Source organism: Aequorivita sp. IT1183 (assembly GCF_058068265.1).
Genome location: NZ_JBYRHS010000008.1, coordinates 26,467 through 47,545, shown reverse-complemented (window position 1 = coordinate 47,545; position 21,079 = coordinate 26,467). Strand labels below are relative to the sequence as shown.

Annotated in this window: 18 protein-coding genes; 11 read left to right on the top strand and 7 right to left on the bottom strand. The window is 36.1% G+C overall.

Going from position 1 to position 21,079, the window contains the following annotated elements:
- The first annotated feature begins 329 nt into the window (after positions 1-329).
- The 11 genes from AC3RVF_RS15825 to AC3RVF_RS15775 all read left to right on the top strand — a co-directional run bounded on the left by AC3RVF_RS15825 (position 330) and on the right by AC3RVF_RS15775 (position 8,890).
- Positions 330-749 (top strand): VOC family protein, encoded by a 420-nt coding sequence (locus AC3RVF_RS15825; RefSeq protein WP_489692383.1) that lies wholly within the window; start codon positions 330-332, stop codon positions 747-749.
- 186 nt (positions 750-935) lie between these two features.
- Positions 936-1,427, top strand: coding sequence for a hypothetical protein (locus AC3RVF_RS15820; protein ID WP_489692384.1), 492 nt, complete (start codon positions 936-938; stop codon positions 1,425-1,427).
- Between the two features lie 144 nt (positions 1,428-1,571).
- Positions 1,572-2,432, top strand: a complete 861-nt coding sequence (locus tag AC3RVF_RS15815) for an alpha/beta fold hydrolase (protein ID WP_489692385.1) — start codon at positions 1,572-1,574, stop codon at positions 2,430-2,432.
- A 14-nt stretch (positions 2,433-2,446) separates the two neighbouring features.
- On the top strand, positions 2,447-3,301 hold the full coding sequence (locus AC3RVF_RS15810) for an SDR family oxidoreductase (protein ID WP_489693779.1): 855 nt from the start codon (positions 2,447-2,449) through the stop codon (positions 3,299-3,301).
- Between the two features lie 146 nt (positions 3,302-3,447).
- The gene (locus AC3RVF_RS15805) at positions 3,448-4,479 is read left to right on the top strand and encodes a hypothetical protein (RefSeq protein ID WP_489692387.1); all 1,032 of its coding nucleotides are present in this window, start codon (positions 3,448-3,450) and stop codon (positions 4,477-4,479) included.
- Between the two features lie 11 nt (positions 4,480-4,490).
- Positions 4,491-4,889 (top strand): hypothetical protein, encoded by a 399-nt coding sequence (locus tag AC3RVF_RS15800; protein ID WP_489692388.1) that lies wholly within the window; start codon positions 4,491-4,493, stop codon positions 4,887-4,889.
- Positions 4,890-4,930: 41 nt separating this feature from the next.
- A complete protein-coding gene (locus AC3RVF_RS15795) occupies positions 4,931-5,476 on the top strand; it encodes an RNA polymerase sigma factor (RefSeq protein ID WP_489692389.1) in 546 nt (181 codons plus the stop codon).
- 2 nt (positions 5,477-5,478) lie between these two features.
- On the top strand, positions 5,479-6,093 hold the full coding sequence (locus AC3RVF_RS15790; RefSeq protein WP_489693778.1) for a hypothetical protein: 615 nt from the start codon (positions 5,479-5,481) through the stop codon (positions 6,091-6,093).
- A gap of 129 nt (positions 6,094-6,222) precedes the next feature.
- Complete coding sequence (locus tag AC3RVF_RS15785; protein ID WP_489692391.1) at positions 6,223-7,086, top strand: sigma-70 family RNA polymerase sigma factor; 864 nt, start codon at positions 6,223-6,225, stop codon at positions 7,084-7,086.
- Positions 7,087-7,251: 165 nt separating this feature from the next.
- Positions 7,252-7,911 (top strand): ribulose-phosphate 3-epimerase, encoded by a 660-nt coding sequence (gene rpe / locus AC3RVF_RS15780; protein ID WP_489692392.1) that lies wholly within the window; start codon positions 7,252-7,254, stop codon positions 7,909-7,911.
- A gap of 7 nt (positions 7,912-7,918) precedes the next feature.
- The gene (locus AC3RVF_RS15775) at positions 7,919-8,890 is read left to right on the top strand and encodes a YpdA family putative bacillithiol disulfide reductase (protein ID WP_489693777.1); all 972 of its coding nucleotides are present in this window, start codon (positions 7,919-7,921) and stop codon (positions 8,888-8,890) included.
- Between the two features lie 79 nt (positions 8,891-8,969).
- Here the strand turns inward: AC3RVF_RS15775 and AC3RVF_RS15770 are convergent, their stop codons facing one another.
- From AC3RVF_RS15770 to AC3RVF_RS15740, 7 genes are all read right to left on the bottom strand, one after another.
- Positions 8,970-9,806 (bottom strand): zinc-dependent peptidase, encoded by an 837-nt coding sequence (locus tag AC3RVF_RS15770; protein ID WP_489693776.1) that lies wholly within the window; start codon positions 9,804-9,806, stop codon positions 8,970-8,972.
- A 127-nt stretch (positions 9,807-9,933) separates the two neighbouring features.
- Entirely contained in the window at positions 9,934-11,391 is a 1,458-nt protein-coding gene (locus AC3RVF_RS15765) for a SusD/RagB family nutrient-binding outer membrane lipoprotein (RefSeq protein ID WP_489693775.1), read from the bottom strand.
- Positions 11,392-11,402: 11 nt separating this feature from the next.
- Complete coding sequence (locus tag AC3RVF_RS15760; protein ID WP_489692396.1) at positions 11,403-14,612, bottom strand: SusC/RagA family TonB-linked outer membrane protein; 3,210 nt, start codon at positions 14,610-14,612, stop codon at positions 11,403-11,405.
- Positions 14,613-15,000: 388 nt separating this feature from the next.
- On the bottom strand, positions 15,001-15,534 hold the full coding sequence (locus tag AC3RVF_RS15755; RefSeq protein ID WP_489693774.1) for a DUF8685 domain-containing protein: 534 nt from the start codon (positions 15,532-15,534) through the stop codon (positions 15,001-15,003).
- A 346-nt stretch (positions 15,535-15,880) separates the two neighbouring features.
- Positions 15,881-16,240, bottom strand: coding sequence for a heavy-metal-associated domain-containing protein (locus AC3RVF_RS15750; RefSeq protein WP_489692398.1), 360 nt, complete (start codon positions 16,238-16,240; stop codon positions 15,881-15,883).
- A 93-nt stretch (positions 16,241-16,333) separates the two neighbouring features.
- A complete protein-coding gene (locus tag AC3RVF_RS15745; protein WP_489693773.1) occupies positions 16,334-18,568 on the bottom strand; it encodes a TonB-dependent receptor in 2,235 nt (744 codons plus the stop codon).
- A complete protein-coding gene (locus AC3RVF_RS15740; RefSeq protein WP_489693772.1) occupies positions 18,569-21,079 on the bottom strand; it encodes a heavy metal translocating P-type ATPase in 2,511 nt (836 codons plus the stop codon).

The window sequence follows — 21,079 nt, the reverse complement described above, 5'->3', positions numbered from 1 at the left end:
CAGCTCCGCTTGTGAATGTCGATGCCAATGTATAACTTTGGTTGGGCAGTGGGTTCTAATTTCATATCTTATTGTTTTGGTGAACTTTAAAGATACGAGACTCGCTGCTTTTTCATAGATGCTTTAATTTATTGCTAGCCCTCGCCTACTCACGAATCCCGAAGCGTCGGTACTCACGGATTCTCTATTCGGTTTTTATTTGCTAAATTAGATGCATAACCACGCAACGATTTCATACCCAAATTCATTAGCGGTAATTATACACCAACACTCCCCGACTGACTGAAAAAATAAAATTTGTAATAACTTGATAACTAATTTTAAATAAAATGGCAAAACAAGTATTTATCAATTTAGCGGTAAAAGACCTGCAAAAATCAATGAGCTTTTATACAGCATTGGGGTTTACAAATAATCCGCAATTTTCTGACGACATCTCGAAATGTATGGTTTGGAGTGAGAACATTTTTGTGATGTTAATGACACACGAAAAGTTTACAACTTTTGCCACTAAACCTCTTGCTGATACAAAATCAAAATTAGCAGGACTTTTTTCTTTAACAGTAAACAATGTTGATGAAGTTAACAGAATTTTAAAAAATGGACTAAATGCAGGTGGAACTGAACCCAACGAAATGAAGGACTATGGCTTTATGCAACAGCGAACTATTGAAGATTTTGATGGTCACACTTGGGAGATTTTCTATATGGACATTTCGAAGTTTCCAACTGAGCAAACAAACGAATAAGGTGAATCAATTTTAAGAACTTGACACTATCATATAATGGCACAAATAAATCCTTACATTATTAGAAATGATTGAGGTTGGTGGATTTGTTGATATGTACGAAATGAACAGAGCTTTATATCTGGACTACAAACTGAAAGCAGAATAAATAGTAAAAGCATAGTTTTGAAAAGTAAACCTATAATTATGGAATTAACTACCGATTTTTTGAACAGCGAAAAAACCTTATACTTTTTCGCAGGGATAATCGGTGTTGTTTCGGTAGTAGTTGGTTTGCTTTTTTTATTATTTTCCAATCACAAGAGTTTTGCCACAACTATGATTGTAATTGGCATTTTAGAAATGGCAGTAATGCTTCCTACATATCTAAAATACCAGCAGAAAATTGATAGCAAGATTTCGGTTTATGAGAACAATAAAACGGATTTCGCAAAAACAGAGACTATAGCTGCCGAAAAGGCAATGAAGTCATTCTTTTGGCTCAAGTTGACTTACGGAATTTTGATTGTTGCTCTTATTCTGGCAATGTCGTTTTTAAGCCCCAAGTCTATACTTTTCGGAATATTTACAGCACTTATTTTACATTTCGCCTTTGCTATTACGATTGACAATTTTGGAGAAAAATACACCAAAAAATATCTGACCGAATTAGCAATAATGACAAAAAATGTGGCATAATACTACTTGTTTTTAGTAGATTGACTCTAAACTATTTTCGAACCCCGAAGCGTCGGGGCTCTCAAATCTTCTATTTGGCATATATTTGTAAATTACGTACTTAAACCACGCAACAAGCCATATATAAACAGGTTAGGCAACATTATGAAAAAAAATTATCTGCTTTATAGCCTACTATTTACGTTACTTATCAATACTTCCTGTAGCGTCTTGCAATGGCGGAAAACTGACGAAGAAATTCAAGAGAAATTTAAGAGTTCAAAAATTAATAGTGAAATTTACTATTTTGAAGTTGATAGCCTTGATTTAAACATTCGTATTCAAGAAATTAAGTCTGATAGTAAAAATATCAATTTGGTTTTCTTTCACGGAGCACCAAGTTCACTTTCTACTTGGGAAGGATATCTAACAGATAAAACTCTTTTAGCAACTGCAAATATGTATGCTATAGACAGGCCTGGTTATGGGTATACAAATTTTGGAAATGAGATAGCATCAATTGATGAACAAGCAAGAATATTTAGTTCCATTTTAACTAAAAAAGGATTGGACAACATCATTGCAGTTGGTTCATCTTATGGGGGTCCAATTGCAGCAAGAGTTGCAGTCTTAAATCCAAATGTCAAAGTTGTTATAATGATTTCACCCGCAATAGACCCAAATATTGAAAAAGATTTTTGGGCATCTCGATTTACCCAATGGAAATTAACGAGATGGATAGTACCAACTGCATATCGTGTAGCAGGAGATGAAAAAAAAATCCACGCTAAAGAACTTTCATTGATTGAAAACGATTGGAAAAAACTTACTATTCCAATAATTCATATACACGGAGAAAATGACAATATCGTTCCCTACGACAATATTTATTTCAGTAAAAAGAATTTTCAGAATGTAGAAATAATTTCAATTCCAGAGAAAGGACACGAGATTTCTTATAAAAATACTGATCTTGTCATTCCACATATAATTAAATTCATCAATCAAATTGAAGTGGTAGAATAAAAGCAATAAAAAATATGAAAATTGCAGTAACATCCGTCAATGGACAATTAGGGTCGGCAATTGTCAAGAAATTGATACAAGAAAATGGAAAAGAAAATGTTGTTGGCATAGCACGTACACCTGAAAAAGCAACACATCTCGGAATAGAAATTCGAAAAGGAGATTACAACAATCGCCAAGATTTTGAACAAGCACTACAGGGTATCAATACCGTTCTTTTGGTTTCGGGTATGGACGAACCTCAAAAGAGAATTCAACAACATAGAAACGTGATTGACGCAGCCAAGGAAAATGGTGTATCGAAAATAGTGTACACCAGCATAGTTGGAGACGAAAATAATTCGGCTTTCAGTCCTGTAGTTCAAAGTAATCGGAAAACTGAAAAAGATATTCAAGATTCTGGTTTGAAATGGGTCATCGGGAGAAATGGAATATATGTTGAGCCAGACCTTGAATATATTGACAACTATATAAAAGAAGGTGAGATAAGAAATTGCGCAGCTAATGGAAAATGTGCATATACAAGTAGATCTGAATTGGCAAATGCGTACCAAAAAATGATACTTGAAGACTCACATAACACCAAAATGTACAATTTGGTGGGAGAACCAATATCTCAAAAAAAATTAGCCGAACTTATTAATCAAGTTTATGATACACAACTTGATTTTAATGCTATATCTGTCCAAGAGTACACCAAAAAAAGGAAAAAGGAATTAGGAGAATTTATTGGTGGCGTTATTTCTGGGATTTATGAAGGAATTAGAAATGGGGTATATAATATCTCTTCAGATTACGAAAAAGCAGCAGGAAGGCCTCACAAATTAGCAGTAGAATTATTACAGGAATATAAAAATGGTGGGAAATAACGCTGCCTAAAAAGAATAAATCCTGACAACGCCTTCTTCCAAAATTTTGGAGGAGGGCGTTTTTCATATTTTAATAATAAATTCATATTAAACGCAACCTTTTTAAAATCGACAGACTATAGGGAAACAACTTAATCATAAATCTCATGAAAATATTATGCTACAGCCTGCTACTTTTAGTACCGTTTCTATTTTCTTGTGAAGATGAACCCATTAGCAAAGCAGATCCTTCAAAAGTTATTCAGGTGAATTCTGAACTTTATGAGCTTATTGAAAAAGCCGCAGGAAACGATTTTGAAAACGAACTAACCTGTATTGATTTCAACTACTCCTTCACATTAGTGATTTACGATGAAAACATGGATATTTTTGGATACCAAGTTATAAATAGTGATATTGAATTCAGCGAGTTTTTAGCCACCTTGGAAGAAGGAAAATCCATCAGTTTAAGTTACCCCATAACCAGCATTTTAGATAACGGAGAGCCATACGTAATAAATAATAATGAAGAATTAAAAGAAGCTATTGATATGTGTTTGGAAGCAGACACAATTACTACTTGCAATAATATTCTCACCGAGTTCACATGCATTTGGAGGATAAACCATTTGGACGGACCAAATAGTGATTACGACGGAGCTTATTTTGAAGTGAGCAATACCGGAAATGTAGGTTTGTATTTTAAAGACAATTCATACGGTGGAACTTGGGTCACCTATTTTATTGAAGACGATTTACATTTAAACATATTTATAATTGGCGATGAAAACGTAAGTGATCATTGGAATTTTGATTGGAAAGTGGTCAGTTTTGACGAAACCCAAATGGAAATCACCAATGGTAATGACCGTTTTTTACTCACCAAAGAATGCCTCGCCCCTTGCAAAAAATTTCTATTTGAAGAATGTGAAACACGGCCAGGTTCCCGAAGAGCCGTGTTTGATTTAGAAAGTTATTTTGAATGCTTTTTCCCACTTACTGGAATTTCTAATCCCGCAACCGTAGCAACAAGCTATTATGAAAACTACGAAGATATGATGGCGGGCACCAACCCTATTGAAAATTTACTTTACGAAAACTCCATAAACCCTCAAGTTATTTATATTAGATTTGACAATGTGAATACAGGAGAGATGGTTGCATTTTTACCAATAATTTTAAAAGCTATTAACTGTTAACACCTACAATTATGAAAATCAATTTCTTTAGTATTTTAATGATTTCGACACTATTATTTTTCTCCTGTTCAAACGATGATGATAGTTCTCCGAATGAAGAAATTCTTCAAAATTCTTGCGAATTGAATCACGGGAATTCAAAATTTACAGAATGTTGCCTGGAAGGACCAATAAAAGTTAAACCGGGAAATACATTTTATGCATCCTTCACTTCAACCTATATAAATCCAGAATTTAGTTGGGAGGTCCTAGGCGGTTCACTTGAAATTATTGAAGGAGGAAGTTCTGCAAGAGCAAAATTTAAGGCAAAGCCAGATTTTGTACGTGATACTCTTCTTGGCATTTCACAGCTTAATACGCCAAATGGAATCATGATATGTTCCGATTTGATAGTTATAACCTCTGAATAATCAATAGATAATTTGACCACTTTTACCTAATATTGGTGTATTTGAAAACCGAAGAATTAATAAAACTGTGCATTAAAAACGACCGGATGGCTCAAAACGAACTATTCCGGAAGTATAAGGATACCCTTTTCTTTATTTCGCTGAAATACTGTAGAAACGAGGTTGATGCCGAAGACAATTTACACGATGCTTTTATAGCCATTTTTCAAAAGATAAAAACATATAAAAACAAAGGTTCTTTTGAAGGTTGGATGAAGCGGATTACCATTTATAAAGCAATTGATAAATACAAATTCAAAAAGCCTGTAAATATTGAAATAAACAACGACTTACTTGAGGAAACGGTTGAAACTGAGGAAGATTTAGATATTTCATTAAACGAAATTTTAAAACTTATTCAAGCCCTGCCCGACCAATACAGGCTTGTCTTTAACCTGTATCAAATGGATGGTTTTTCGCATAAAGAAATTGCTTCATTATTGAATATTTCCGAAGGCACATCAAAATCGAACTACCACCGCGCAAAGATGCTATTACGCGATAAAATTACCGACTATAATAAATCTCTTAATCCAATAGCTCATTAAAGATGAAACATAAGAAAGACATAGGAACGCTTTTTGAAAATAAGCTGAAGGAAGGAGAAAAAGTACCAAACGACAGCCTTTGGGAAAAAATAAACACTTCCTTAGACGAGGAAAATCGCAAAAGAAAAAAAGCCATTTTCTATTGGCTCTTGAGCGGTGGAATATTCGCTCTTTTAGGATTTTTGCTAATAATTAGCAATGGAATGCTGTCAACCACAGCAACGACGATTGATGAAAACGACACTAATTTAAGCGCAAAACCAAGCACTATTCTCAACAAAGAAAGTAATACATCTACTTTTGAAGTTTCAAAAGTAGATTCAATTTCAAATAAAAATGACGAACAGCTTTCCAGACTTAATACAACAAAAGAAGATTCTATAAAGCAGTCGAAAATAATTTCAGCAGAAAACGCTAAAAGCAATACTAATAGTACTTCTTCAAAAAATAAAATTACAGATAATACAGTTCGCGTTTCAGAGAAATATTACTATTACAATAGCCGCGACGGAAAACAAATCGTTACCGAAGACAAAGCGGTAATAGATAGTTTAATTTCAGAAACAAATAAAACATTAGATTCCACAACTATTAAAAAGAACGACAGTTTGAAATAATAAATATGTATTCTTGTAGGATAAAACAGTACGGTTTTAAAAAATTTAAATCTTTTGTAACCTTTTCCGTATTTGTTACGTATAACCTTATACACAAGTTTAAAACTTAATCTACAGGACATACCTTAAATGAGACAACTTAAAATTACAAAGCAGGTTACTAATAGGGAAACTGCTTCATTAGACAAGTATCTTCAAGAAATTGGTAAAGTTGACTTAATCACCGCAGACGAGGAAGTAGAATTGGCACAGCGCATTAAAGCGGGTGACCATCTTGCTTTGGAAAAATTAACCAAAGCAAACTTACGTTTCGTAGTGTCGGTGGCAAAGCAATACCAAAACCAAGGCCTAACCCTTCCAGATCTTATAAACGAAGGAAACCTTGGCCTTATTAAAGCCGCGCAACGTTTTGATGAAACTCGTGGTTTTAAATTTATATCGTACGCAGTTTGGTGGATTCGTCAATCTATTTTGCAAGCTTTGGCAGAACAGTCTCGTATTGTTCGTTTGCCATTGAACAAGATTGGTAGCATCAACAAAATTAATAAAATGTACGCGTATCTTGAGCAATCTAACGAGCGCCCTCCTTCTGCTGAAGAAATTGCAAAGGAACTAGATATGACCATCAACGATGTAAAAGAGTCGATGAAAAACTCTGGCCGTCATGTATCCATGGATGCGCCACTTGTTGAAGGAGAAGACAGTAACTTATACGACGTTTTACGTAGTGGCGAAAGTCCGAATCCAGATCGCGCTTTGTTGCACGAATCACTTAGAACTGAAATTGAACGCGCGTTGGAAACCCTAACTCCACGTGAAGCAGATGTTATTCGTTTGTACTTTGGTTTAGGCGATCAGCACCCAATGACTTTGGAAGAAATAGGTGAAACTTTCGATCTTACTCGCGAACGCGTTCGTCAGATTAAAGAAAAAGCTATTAGAAGATTGAAGCACACTTCACGCAGTAAAATATTAATGACATATTTGGGATAGCTTGAGCTACCTAAAACGCTAACGACAGTATAAAATTCCCTCGGGAATAAAATCTGTTCGTTTTTTGATTGATGAATGAACCCTGGGCTGATTACCTAGGGTTTTTCATTTTATTTACCTGCATTCCACCTTAATAATTCATATTTTTGCAAAAACATTTAAAAAATGAGCCACACAATTATAGCCCCATCAATCCTCGCCGCAGATTTCGCTAACCTTCAGCGCGATATTGAAATGATAAACAATAGTGAAGCAGATTGGTTTCACCTCGATGTAATGGATGGTGTTTTTGTACCGAATATTTCTTTTGGAATGCCCGTAATAAAAAGCATTGCAGCGCACGCCAAGAAAACTTTGGACATACACTTAATGATTATTGATCCGGACAGGTATATAAAAACATTTGCAGATTTGGGAGCGAATATACTTTCAGTTCATTTTGAAGCTTGCCCACATCTTCACCGTACGCTTCAAGGCATAAAAGCTGAAGGCATGCAAGCTGGCGTAGCCATAAACCCACATACAAATGTTTCGCTCTTAGAAGACACTATTAACGATATTGATTTAGTGTGTATCATGAGCGTGAACCCAGGTTTTGGCGGACAAAGTTTTATTGAAAACACTTACAAGAAAGTAAAGCAACTTCGAAAAATTATTGAAGCCAATGGTGCTTCCACTAAAATTGAAATAGATGGAGGTGTAACCAATAAAAACGCAAAACAACTTGTTGACGCGGGTGCCGATGTTTTGGTAGCTGGTAGTTATGTTTTTAGCGCGAACAATCCTACCCAAACAATTTCAGATTTAAAAAAACTTCTAAAATAATTCTTGAATGTCAATTGACAAAAAGCTCAAAGACGTTCTAATTATAGGCGCAGGACCCATTGGCATTGCGTGTGCGTTAGAATGCAAAAAGAATGGGTTGGATTATGTAGTTATTGAAAAAGGTGCACTTACCAATTCCATCTACAACTATCCATTAAATATGACCTTTTTCTCTACTTCGGAAAAATTAGAGATTGACGATATTCCCTTTATAAGTAACAATCCCAAACCTACTCGCAACGAAGCGCTAGAATACTTTCGAAGGGTTGCTACTTCAAATAAACTTCAAATTAATTTATACGAAGAAATTTTCTCTGTTGTCAATACTGAAAATGGTTTCGTAATTACTTCTGATAAAAACACCTATTCAGCAAAAAATATAATTGTAAGCACTGGGTTTTACGACATTCCAAAACTGCTAAATGTTCCGGGGGAAGATTTACCGAAGGTTATGCATTACTACAAAGAAGCACATCCTTTTGTTATGCAAAAAGTAGTAGTTGTTGGCGCAAGCAATTCGTCTGTAGATGCAGCTTTAGAAATATGGCGAAAAGGTGGCGAAGTAACGATGGTAGTTCGAGGTCCAGAACTAGGCGATCGCGTAAAATATTGGGTAAAACCTGATATTGAAAACCGAATTAAAGAAGGAAGTATTAAAGCTTTTTTTAATTCTGAAATAACCGAAATAACTGATAAATCTATAGTTATTAAAACTCCCGAAGGCACGAAAACTCTTGAAAACGATTTTGTAGTTGCACTTACTGGTTACAAACCAAATTTTGAGTTTTTAAAACAACTAGGAGTTACGCTTAGTAACGATAAAAATCAATTGCCTACATACAATCCCGAAACGATGCAAAGCAACGTAAAAGGGCTCTATTTGGCAGGGGTTATCTGTGGAGGTATGGAAACTCACAAATGGTTTATAGAAAACTCAAGAGTACACGCAAAGATTATAGTTGAAAATATTAAAAAGTAGCAGTATTCAGTTGCAGTTTGCAGTGAAATTCTTTTGAAAGTATTCTTCCAATATATAATACCTAATTAACAAATTCGATTTAAAAATCTGCAAAATTGAAATTCAGCAACTTTTTTGTGTGGTTATAAATAACAGGGAAATTGCTTTTAAAGTCTTGGGGAGATTCAAAGAAATATTCAGTCAATACAGCCATAAATTCATATTGATTGGTGAATGCGTAGGCACGAAAAAATTCTGTTCTATGCAACTTCTCTTGTACTTCTTTAAGCGACAATTGTTTTAAAATATTTGTGAACTGTTTCGAGAATCGCACTGAATCTAAATCTCGCCCTCTTCTGGCTTCAAGCTGCATTGCGTGCATAAATTCATGGATTCCCACATTCAGATTGTCGTTACTGATTCTAAAACCTTCTTCAAAATCCTTCCACGACAGCACTAAGGCTTTTTCCTTTGGATTAAATTCACCTTTGTGGTAGTTTTTATTTATGGTGCTGAAAAACTCCTCAGGATATATAAGTATAAAATTAATTAGTGAGTACGAGTAATTTTTTCTTCCGAAACTGAGCATACATCCTATAGCAGCAATCAACACGATCATTTGTTCGGTAACAACTAGATTTTCTCTGTCTATAAATTCCTTTTCAGAAATAAAATGGGCAACTCTGTGTTCAAATTGTTTTTTATGTTTTTCTGAAAGCTTTTTATAAAAACCGAATTCATTTTTAAGTATCACCAATTGCGAATCCGAAAGCTTTTTATAAGTAAAGTAATGTCTAAATGGAGGTTTGCTAAAAATTAAAGCATACCAATATTCTAAAAGGGTTAAAAAGAAGTAAACAAACCCAATCAAAATTATAGAGGCAACATAGGGAGCAAGCCAAGGAGCATAAGCTTCAGAAAGAAAAAAAAACAGCATAGGTTCAGGGTATTTCGTAAATATAACGTTTTTATAATTTCAATATTTTCTGGAATTAAAGCAAAAAAAATCCCCGGCTAAAAGCCGAGGATTCTTATATAATTGAAATTGCTTTGTTAGCTATTTCTTAAAAATCGAATGTATAAAACTTATCCCAAAACAACTGAGTTTCGGCAGCGTCACCACCAATAGCGGCTGAAGCAGCATCGTAATTTGCACGATTCAAAGTTTGCTCTCCAACAGGATATAAATAACGAACTGGGAAACCAGAATCAGCACCAGTTGGCTCATCCAAAATTGGATAATCCAAACGACGTATAGAAAGGTAGTTAGCAAAAGTTCTGTTGTAAAGACCTAAGTAAGCTTGTGTACCAATAACTTGTTTCCAAGCTGGAGTAGATGTACTTGCAGCTAATGCGCTAGTATAATCTACTGCTGGATTTGCAAGGTAACCTGCTACATCATCCGCATTCCAAAAGTCGAAAGAAGCAGTAATAGCAGCTGTATAATGCGTTGCAGCGTCACCGCCAACAGCGAATCCTCTTGCAGCACCTTCAGCCAATAAAAATCTAACTTCAACATATGAAAGAAGAACACCAGGCTCAGATGGATCTACTAAACGATCAGCAACGTGAGAGAAGTTTGGGTAAGCAGAAATCTCACCTATTTGACCACCAATATACTCACCATCAACATCTGTAAAATAAGAAGGTCTTCTTGGATCTTCCAAACCATTCATTATATCGATAATAGTAACCGCAGCAACATAGTCATTACGACCACTTAAAACCAAGTTATTATTCATTGGGTTGTTGTTTGGTGCAGATGGAGAATACATATAACTTCCGTTATCTGCATTGCTTGTAAATACACCACCTGTAACAGCAGATGCTACAGTTGAAGCAGCTAAACCACTATCAACATCAGAAAGCATAATACCCATTCTTAATTTTAAAGAATTAGCAAATTTTTTCCAATGCGCAACATCACCACTGTACATAAGATCTTCAGCACCACTAAAGCTACCAACACCAGAATTCATTCCACCGATGGCTGCACTTAAACGAGCAATTAAATCTTTGTAAACAGTCAAACCGTCATCATAAACTGGCAAAAGATTATCAATATCTAAAGCTTCGCTATAAGGAACATCTCCGTAAGTTTCTACCAAGTTACTATAAGCATAAACCGTAAGAACTTCAATAATTGCAAGTTTGTTAGGTTTAAGTGCATTAGTAAGATCATTGTCAGTCTCAGAAATAATTCTAGCAGATTCGTCTAAATCTTTTAGAACGTCTCTGTACATTTCTCTCCAGTGAATATCAGGAATACCACGGGTAATTTGATCGTATCGACTTTCATCTGTATACGTCGTTTCCTGCAGTTGTTGCGTCCACAACCTTAAGTTGTTATTGTTTACGTTGGGAGTCACAATTTGATCAGCCAACTGCTTTTGAGCAGCGGCAAATAAACTTTCACCACTAACCGCAGTAGGATCCTTTATATTTTGGTTCAGGTCCTCAAGACTGTCTGAACACGACACGGCCATAACTGCCGCAGTTAAAATTAAAAATATTTTTTTCATTTGTCTATATATTAAAATTGTGCTTTAATGTTAAACCCGTAATCTTGGGTAGTTGGCAATGAACCAGTAACATATCCTTGAAGGTTACCAGAGCTCAAACCTGCTTCTGGATCAGCATATGGCAAGTTTTTGTCGATTATCCAAAGGTTAGAACCTGAAACGCTAAAAGACAAACCAGTCATAAATGTGTTATCAAGATATTTTGATGGCATAGTGTAAGTAAGTGATACTTGACGAAGTTTTATGTAACTCGCATCGTATACAAACTCTGCAGCTGGTAAAGCAGCATATCCAAAACCACTAAATCCGTTAGCATCAGTTCTAGTTGTATTTGTAGAACCATCAGGGTTAACACCTGCGTTGATGTAACCACCACCATTCTCTAAAGTATTTCTAACAGGATTTCCTAAATCATTAGTAAATGCTGTGTTTGCATAAATACCAGTCGCTTGACCGTAATACTGGTCAAGAGAGAAAAGGCTTCCACCTTCTTGAATATCGATAAGGAAACTAAAAGAAAGGTCTTTGTAAGTAAAGGTGTTTGTAATACCTGCTAACCATTCTGGGTTAGTATCTCCAAGAATGTTGTTTGAAGCAGGAGTTTTAAGGTAACGTCCACTTTCTGGATCAACAACTCTTTGACCATCTAAGTATACATAATCTTGACCGTAAATAACACCGTAAGGCTGACCTAACTCTGCGTTAATAGAAACACCACCTTGGAAACTACCTAATTGTAGGTTTGTAATTCCATCAGGCAAAGCAATTACTTCACTCTTGTTTTCAGTCCAGTTTGCATTGATCGACCAAGAAAAGTTATCATTTTTAATTGGCATAGCATTTAAGGAAACCTCAATACCTTTGTTTTGAATTTCTCCTGCGTTAAGCAATTTACCAGTATAACCAGTAGATGCAGAAATTGGCACAGTAACAATTTGGTTAATAGAGTTTGATTTGTAGTAAGATACATCAAAACCTAATCTGTTATTTGCAAATCTCATTTCTAAACCTGCTTCGTAACTTTTAGTACGCTCTGGCTCTAGATTAGCATTATTTGCTGTGTTAGGAATAGAATTTCCTACATCACCATTAATTACATAAGTATCTTTCAATCTATCAAAAGGAGCTCCGTTACCTACTTCAGCGTAGTTTACACGAAGTTTACCAAAACTAATAGCATTAACATCTAACAATTTACTGAATACAAAACTTGTTGAAACAGATGGATAGTAGAATGAACTATTTTCCTTAGGTAAAGTAGAGAAACGGTCTCTTCTTATTGTACCATCTAAATATACAACGTTAGCGAATCCGAAAGATGCACTAGCGTAAACACCATCAACTCCAATTTGTTCAGCTTGTTCAGCTGGGTTTGGAAGTGCTGAAGCACTATTCTGTAATGAATAAAGTCCTGGAATCACCAATCCACCAGCGGTAGATGTTGTTAAAGAATTGAATTCAGTTCTTCTAATGTTTGATCCTAAAATACCTGCAAAACTTAAGTTTTCAGTAATGTCTGTATTGAAGTTAAACATTAAATCGTAGTTTGTTTCAGTAGCTGTAATGTCTCTTCTTAAGTAACCAGAATCAACGTTTCCACGAGCAACACCAAATGTAGTTGCAACAGAACCAACAGCTCTACGCTCTTCTTGACTTTCGTTATATGTATCAGTAGAAACTCTACCAGTAATATTAACCCAATCAGCTAGTTCGTAGTTAAGTTCGAAGTTACCAATAAAACGACTTCTATTGTCATTCTGGTAGTTTTCGTAACGTGTCCAGTATGGGTTATCCCAATAAATTGGAGCAGCACCTGGCTCAGAACTTCCTGGGTTCCAGCTTACGTTTCTACGTGTAGCGAAATAAATATCTTTTTGAGCTTGTAAATCTGTACTAACTGCCCACCATTGTTTCATGTTACCTACTACGTTATCATTATAACCAGTAGAGTTACGACCCAATGCATCAGTCTTAATATAGTTAACAAAACCGCTTGCTTTTAGTTTTTCACTAACATCATACGTTCCACTAAAGATAAAGTTATGTCTATCTAAAGTACTATTAGGCATTAAACCTGATTGGTCAATTTTAGTATAAGACATACGGTAAGAACCATTCTCCATACCATTTGAAATGGAAATAGAGTTAGTAAGTGTAACCGGAGTTTCAAAGAAAGTTAATGGACCATTCTCTGCAGCAGTGTATGCCGTTTTCTTCAAGTAGTTAGGTGAAGAAGGATCAAATGAATCCCATTGGTAAATAAACAAGTTTGGATCAAAAGCAGGACCGTAAGATGCATCATCAACATAGTTTTCTACTTGATCGTCTGTACCGTCACCGTTGATATCTTCAAAAGTAAAGTAATCGCCGTAACCAGGACCGTATTGGTTTTGGTATTCAGCAAAAGTACTTTTGTCGATAAAACCAACAGTAGCATTTGAGTTAATAGTAACTCCCATGCCTTTAGATTTAGTACCTTTTTTAGTTGTAATGATAATTACACCGTTAGCAGCACGTGAACCATAAAGAGCAGAAGCCGCCGCACCTTTAAGTACGTTAATAGACTCAATGTCGTCTGGGTTAATGTCCGCCGCAGCGTTACCATAATCATAATAGTTACCAGAAGCCTGAGTCTGACCAGCAGAGTTGGTGTTTCTGTTACTAATTGGCACTCCATCAATTACAAACAACGCTTGGTTATCACCAGTTAAAGAAGCATTACCTCTAATAACTACGTTGGTAGAACCACCAAAGTTGTTGTTTCTTCTAATTTGAAGACCAGATACTTTTCCAGAAAGGGCGTTTGTAAAGTTGTTCCCTTTAACTGCAGCGATATCTTCTCCTTCAACTTGTTGCGTTGAATACCCCAATGATTGTTTCTCACGAGATACACCAAGCGCAGTTACTACAACCTCGTCCAACATAGAACCAGCTTGCATAGTAACGTTCATTTTATTTGAAGCCCCAATAGCAATCTCTTGGGTTTCAAAACCTACATAACTATAAACAAGCGTCTGTCCAGCGGCAGCATCAATGGTATAGTTACCATCAAAATCAGACTGCGTTCCGGTACTAGTACCCTGTATAATTATGTTAACTCCTGGAAGTGGTAAACCTGTGTCATCGGTAACCGTTCCGGAAATTGTTTTTTCCTGTGCAAATGATAGCTGCACAATCAACACTACTAATAGTGTTAAAATTCCACTAAACTTTGTTTTCATTTTTTTGTTTGTTTGAATTAGCCCACCAAAAGTGCCAATAAAATCTTACAATTCCAACTTTTATGCAAAGTAGATTATGAAAATTTTATCAAAAAGTTATTTTAAAAAACTCGTATTTCTCCAAAATCTATCCCAAATTTTCGCAAAGGCTTGGTTTTCTTGCATCTGTGAACGAATTCAAAAATTAACAAACCCAAACAACCAACTTAAAAATAATTTGAAATATTTACTAACACTTTGCTCAAAATTGCCTCAACAACACATACCAAGGTGTTTTGGAGCATTTTAACATATTTCAAGAACCTCTTTAAAAACTGTTAATTCTCTTCAGATTCTTCAATAAAAACCAGTATTAAAAACATGTTAATTCAGAATATAAAAAATAATTTTACTTGTTAGAACTCTCACCTTTAAACTGCTGCGAAACACTTTTAAAAAGCACATTAAACGTTGTTAAACTACCATAACACCTAGTTATATATTGCTGAAGATCTATCTTGTCCTGATCGTCCATTTCTTTACTCGCGTTAATTTTTTGCTCCATTACACGAAGCCGATCGCGAAGCATAACTATTTTGTGGAAAAAAGTATCAATCGGAATTTCTTTTGAACTCAAATTTGAATCGGCTGGTTTCAGAATAATTGTTCCACCCTTCCACTTGTCGGCTATCGGAACTATTTCGCTGAAACCATTCCACTTTTTAAGAATGTCGCGAAGGCTTTTTTCAACATCGTAAAAACTTACGGTGTCTACTTCATCTTCGGCTGCTTCAATAATTTCAAAATCATCGTCTGTTGCAATTGTTTCTAAACCATCAGCTATAAAAGTTACCCAATACATTTTTGAAGTAACATTGGTAACAACTCCCTTTCCATATTTGGGATGATCTATTCGAGAACCTATTCCTAATATTTGTTTCATTTATTTTGATTTGTAATTTGTGAAGTAAAAATATGAAATAGGGTTGAAACCACACATTAATTTTAGAAGTTGCCACCATGAAAAAACCATCCGTCTTTCGAGGGATGGTTTCTTATGGTTTGCAAATAAACCAATCGCAGACTACTTCTTCTTAGGAGCAGTTGGCGAAGCCTTTTTGTTATCCTGTTTAGCTGGTGTAGCTTTCGCAGGTTGCGGCTTTTTGTTACCTTGTTGTTGTGACATAACAGTTACTTTTTTTAATTAACAATATAAAGGTAAAAAGAGGCGCTGTTAAATTATTCTCTCCTTGGCTAAAGTTTAACAATAGCTTTTTGTTGAAGAAAAACTAATCATTTTTATGATCGTCAATCACTTGCTGATCGCGATACTTACAACAAGGATCTATTTGATTATACACCTCATCTTTGGCTTTAATTTCTTGAGTGTCGTGGCCGCTATCGGCTATGCTTTGCTGAATTGTAGCTAAATCGGTTTTTCCCTCATTATATATAAGGTTTAGCTCGTGCGTGTCTACATTCCAAACTGCAGACTTTACGCCTTTCGCCTGTATGGACGCTTTCTCAATTCTGTCTTTACACATATTACACACGCCATCTACCTCAATAGTGGCTTTGGCATTTTTGTCTTGGGCAAAACCTGTTGCACCAATAAACATTAAACTGAAAATTAAAATTGCTTTTTTCATATTCAAAATATTAGTTGTTGTTATTACTGATTATCGATTACTTTATTATTGATGTATTTGAGATGAATTTCATTATTTCAGAAATCTAGCATATTAATTAATTCTATAGCGAATCCCCGCATAATACGAACTTCCAAAAACTGGACCATAAACGTACGTGGTGTCAAAAGTTGATCCAAATGGATTATCGCTTCCTGCTATTGGATTATTCTGTTTTACATTCGTTATGTTTTCCCCGCCCACATAGACTTCAAAATTAGGCGAAAAAACTTTAGTTACCTGTGCATTCACGGTGGATACACTTGGCGAAAATTCTGACAGCCCAATGGTGTTTAAATAAGTTTCGTTTGAAGCAAATCGCTGCTCACCCAAATAGTTGAAAGTTGCATCAAACTTCCAGTTTGACCCATTAGTTTTTTGATGTGTTTGAAACGAAGCATTTGCAAAAAACCGATGGTTTGGCGTTAATGGGTTTTGCTTCTTCCCACTTAAATAAGTGGTCTCCACATCGTAATATTTATAAGCCAATCGCATATCGAAATGTTTAAACGGATTATAATTAAACTCCACTTGATAGTTGTTTGAATAACTATCTCCTTCAAGATTATAAAAATTTATCTCTGTAGGATTTTCCCAATCCACAACTATTTGGTTTACAAAGTCTGTTCTGTAAAAATCGAATGTGATATCGCCTTGTTGTCCAAAAAGGTTAAACCCCTGCATAAAGGAAACCCCATAATTCCAAGCAATTTCAGGATCCAAACCGTAAATAGCTCCACCATTGCCCAAAATATTTAAGCTTCGCGAAGTAGCAAAAAGGTTTTGATTTTCGGTAAAAATATTAGCACTACGCTTTCCTCTTCCCGCAGAAACTCTAAAAGCCGACTTTTCCCAAGGCGTGTAACGCAAGTGAAAACGAGGTGTTAAGAATGCTCCCAATCTATTGTGAACATCGGCACGTATTCCGGCAGTAAAGTTTAAATCGCCCAAATTGTCAAAATTGTACTCAAAAAACGCACCAACAGAATTTTCAATTCTATTATAATTTTCAGTTAAAACTAATTCGTCGTAACCATCGTAAGTTGCGCTAACGCCTGTTTTTATTTTATGTCGCGAATCGCTTATTATAGAATTGTACAGAAAATTAGCGTACAAACTATTGTGCTGAATATTGTAATCGTTTAATCCAAAATAAGACTCTTGATTGTGATGGCTATACGCAAGTTGCAAACCACCAGTTTGCCACGGAATATCTGGATTTACGAAACCAAATTTACCCGAAAGATCAATGCGTTCTGTTTTAATCTCACTTCCCCAAGCGTTTGTGGTACCGCGATCTGTTTCTTCATCATAAAAAATTTGTCCCGTCTGTTTTTCATCATTCAAATAACGAATATTAAAAAAGCCCACATAACCATTTTCTTGATCTACGTATTGCCAACGGTTCATTACATTAACTTGACGCATCAATGGAGCGTCGAGAAAGGAATCGTCATTGCCATCAAATTCGGTATCTCGCATATTTCCGTGAATATATAAACCAGTGCTCCATCGCTCGCTCACTTTTGTATTAAGGTGCGTATTCAACTCAAAACGCCCGTTTCCTGCGCCATAAGCATTAACAAAAAGTTTATCGTCTGTGGAAGGTTTTTGTAATTCGGCATTAATTTGTCCCGCAATACTTTCGTAGCCGTTCGTAACACTTCCGGCACCTTTGGTAATTTGAATACTTTCCACCCAAGTGCCAGGAATAAAACTTAAACCGTAAGCTTGTGAAGCTCCACGAATACTCGGTACATTTTCAGTAGTAATTAAAATGTATGGGCTTGTTAAACCCAGCATTTTAATTTGTCGTGTTCCCGAAATAGCGTCGGCAAAATTTACATCAATAGACGGATTTGTTTCGAAACTTTCAGCCAGATTACAACACGCTGCTTTTAAAAGTTCTGCACTACTTACATTCAAAACATTTGCAGATTGAATAAAAGAACGCGCAGTTGCTTTCTGCCTAGCCGTAACCGTAACCTCATCAAGATTGGCCGTAGAAACTAAAGAATGTGAAATCTTTTTTCGTGAATTTACCGATATAGTATCTGTTTTATAACCCACATAACTAATGACGAGTTTTTTGTATTCAGGTTTATACGAAATTTCAAAATTACCGTCAAAATCAGTAACCGATCCCACCGATGTATTTAACCAGTAAACATTTGCACCACCAAGCGGAACTTCTTCGTTGTTTACATTTTCAGTAATGGATCCCGTTATTTTTTCCTGTGAAAAAACAAAAAGTGGGAGTATAAATAGTATGTATAGTATATTTTTCATTTAATCAATTTTTGCTGTGCGCAAACGAAGCGCATTAGTAATTACAGAAACCGAGCTGAAACTCATTGCCAGCGCGGCAATCATTGGTGATAATAATATTCCGAAAACTGGAAAGAGCACTCCCGCGGCAATTGGCACCCCGATTGTGTTATAGATTAAAGCAAAAAATAAGTTTTGCTTGATATTGCCCATTACTTTTTCACTTAAATGAAAAGCTTTTACAATCCCGTGCAAATCACCTTTTACTAAGGTAATTCCGGCACTTTCAATGGCTACATCAGTTCCGGTTCCCATCGCAATTCCCACATCGCTTTTTGCCAAAGCTGGAGCATCGTTTATTCCGTCGCCAGCCATTGCCACTTTTTTGCCTTCGGCTTGCAATTTTTCAACAACTTCCATTTTGTTCTGCGGAAGCATTTCAGCTTTAAAATCCGTCAGATTTAATTCAGAAGCTACTGCTTTTGCGGTATCGTGATTATCGCCAGTTAGCATTATAACCTGAATACCTTTTTCCTGAAGTTCGGCAATTGCTTTTTTACTGGTTTCTTTAATTTTATCAGCGATTACAACATAACCCACTACTTTTCCGTCAATAGAAAGCATCGGCACAGTTTTACCTTTTTGCTGCTCTTCTGTAATTTTCTTTTGAAGCTCTTCGGAAATAGCTGCGCCAGCTTCTTCCATCATTTTATCGTTCCCGAGCGCTACTTTTTTTCCGTTGATAATTCCTGTAACACCTTTTCCCGTTACCGAATCGAAATCTGTAGTTTTTAAAACTTCGGAATTTTTTTCCTTTCCGTATTTTACAGTAGCATCAGCCAATGGGTGCTCACTATTTTGATTCAGCGAAACAATATATTTAAGCACTTCTTCTTCTGAAATATCTCCAGAAGTCCCCACTTTTTCAACTGACGGTTTTCCCTCTGTAATTGTTCCGGTTTTGTCAATAATCAAAACGTCAATTTTGTTAAGTATTTCGAGCGCTTCGGCATTCTTTATAAGCACACCGTTTTGGGCGCCCTTCCCTACTCCAACCATAACAGACATTGGTGTGGCGAGACCTAGCGCGCACGGACAAGCGATTATCAAAACCGCAATTGCGTTAACTAGGGCATAAACATAAGCTGGCTCAGGCCCGTAAATAGCCCAAACAACAAAAGTGATAACCGAAATTAAAACCACTATTGGCACAAAATAGCCCGAAATTTTATCTGCCAACTTCTGAATTGGCGCACGGCTTCGGCTGGCTTTATTTACCATTTCAATGATTTGTGAAAGCAAAGTGTCGCTTCCTACTTTTTCGGCTTTCATTACAAAAGTCTGTTTACCATTAATGGTTCCCGAACTCACTTTATCGCCCACACCTTTAGAAACTGGAACTGGCTCACCGGTAATCATTGCCTCGTCAATGGAGCTTTCGCCTTCGAGAATGCTTCCATCCACTGGGATTTTTTCGCCTGGTTTTACACGAAGTTTATCGCCGACCACAATTTTATCGATCGCAATTGTTTCTTCTTTTCCATCAACAATTCTAACTGCTTTATTTGGTGCTAATTTCAACAACTCTTTCACTGCCGAATTAGTGCGATTGTGTGCACGAGCCTCCAAAACTTGTCCCATTAAAACTAGGGTAAGAATCACCGTCGCTGCTTCAAAATAAACGTGCACGGTGCCCATTTCTGTTTTAAATTGTGCGGGAAAAAAGTCTGGAAATAGCATCCCGAAAACACTAAAAATCCAAGCAACACCTGCACCAATCCCGATGAGGGTAAACATATTCAAATTCCAAGTTTTTATGGAGCGATACGCACGTTCAAAAAACATCCACGTGGCATAAAAAACCACTGGAATTGAAAGTCCGAATTGTAACCAATTCCAATTACCCATTGGCATCAAATCGTACAATGGATTGTTTGGAATCATTTCAGACATTGCTATCAAAAAGATAGGAACCGTAAAAGCTACCGCGATCCAAAACTTTCTCAATAAGGTTTTATACGATTTGTTTTCGGCAGATTCGTCCACTTCTTTTGGCACTAAATCCATCCCACAAATTGGGCACGAACCCGGTTCGTCGCGAACTATCTCGGGATGCATTGGGCACGTATATTCTGTTGCCGTATTTGCTGTAATTTTTACTTCTTCTACTAAATCCATTCCGCAAACAGGGCAGTCGCCAGGCTTGTTGTATGTTTTTTCGCCTTCGCAGTGCATTGGGCAGTAGAAAGTTCCGGAGCTACTTTGCTTGTCTTTTTTTTCTTCCTTTTTATCTTGATGCTTTTGCAATGCTTCTGCATCATCGGGAAGAGAAATACTATAGCTTCCGCCATCGCCTTCCAAAGCTTTTTCAAAAACTTGTAATGGAATATGCTTTTCCATTTCAATGACGGCTTCGGCTTTTTCGAGGTTAACCGATGCTTTGGAAACGCCTTCAATTTTGTTCAGCGTTTCTTCCACATGACCTCGGCAGCCATTGCAAGTCATTCCGTGTATTTTATATGTATGTTTCAT

Excerpts from the sequence above, each read along its gene's own strand:
- AC3RVF_RS15825 (WP_489692383.1), top strand. The coding sequence starts at position 330 with ATGGCAAAACAAGTATTTATCAATTTAGCGGTAAAAGACCTGCAAAAA.
- AC3RVF_RS15820 (WP_489692384.1), top strand. The coding sequence starts at position 936 with ATGGAATTAACTACCGATTTTTTGAACAGCGAAAAAACCTTATACTTT.
- AC3RVF_RS15815 (WP_489692385.1), top strand. The coding sequence starts at position 1,572 with ATGAAAAAAAATTATCTGCTTTATAGCCTACTATTTACGTTACTTATC.
- AC3RVF_RS15810 (WP_489693779.1), top strand. The coding sequence starts at position 2,447 with ATGAAAATTGCAGTAACATCCGTCAATGGACAATTAGGGTCGGCAATT.
- AC3RVF_RS15805 (WP_489692387.1), top strand. The coding sequence starts at position 3,448 with ATGAAAATATTATGCTACAGCCTGCTACTTTTAGTACCGTTTCTATTT.
- AC3RVF_RS15800 (WP_489692388.1), top strand. The coding sequence starts at position 4,491 with ATGAAAATCAATTTCTTTAGTATTTTAATGATTTCGACACTATTATTT.
- AC3RVF_RS15790 (WP_489693778.1), top strand. The coding sequence starts at position 5,479 with ATGAAACATAAGAAAGACATAGGAACGCTTTTTGAAAATAAGCTGAAG.
- AC3RVF_RS15785 (WP_489692391.1), top strand. The coding sequence starts at position 6,223 with ATGAGACAACTTAAAATTACAAAGCAGGTTACTAATAGGGAAACTGCT.
- rpe (WP_489692392.1), top strand. The coding sequence starts at position 7,252 with ATGAGCCACACAATTATAGCCCCATCAATCCTCGCCGCAGATTTCGCT.
- AC3RVF_RS15775 (WP_489693777.1), top strand. The coding sequence starts at position 7,919 with ATGTCAATTGACAAAAAGCTCAAAGACGTTCTAATTATAGGCGCAGGA.
- AC3RVF_RS15770 (WP_489693776.1), bottom strand. The coding sequence starts at position 9,806 with ATGCTGTTTTTTTTTCTTTCTGAAGCTTATGCTCCTTGGCTTGCTCCC.
- AC3RVF_RS15765 (WP_489693775.1), bottom strand. The coding sequence starts at position 11,391 with ATGAAAAAAATATTTTTAATTTTAACTGCGGCAGTTATGGCCGTGTCG.
- AC3RVF_RS15760 (WP_489692396.1), bottom strand. The coding sequence starts at position 14,612 with ATGAAAACAAAGTTTAGTGGAATTTTAACACTATTAGTAGTGTTGATT.
- AC3RVF_RS15755 (WP_489693774.1), bottom strand. The coding sequence starts at position 15,534 with ATGAAACAAATATTAGGAATAGGTTCTCGAATAGATCATCCCAAATAT.
- AC3RVF_RS15750 (WP_489692398.1), bottom strand. The coding sequence starts at position 16,240 with ATGAAAAAAGCAATTTTAATTTTCAGTTTAATGTTTATTGGTGCAACA.
- AC3RVF_RS15745 (WP_489693773.1), bottom strand. The coding sequence starts at position 18,568 with ATGAAAAATATACTATACATACTATTTATACTCCCACTTTTTGTTTTT.
- AC3RVF_RS15740 (WP_489693772.1), bottom strand. The coding sequence starts at position 21,079 with ATGAAACATACATATAAAATACACGGAATGACTTGCAATGGCTGCCGA.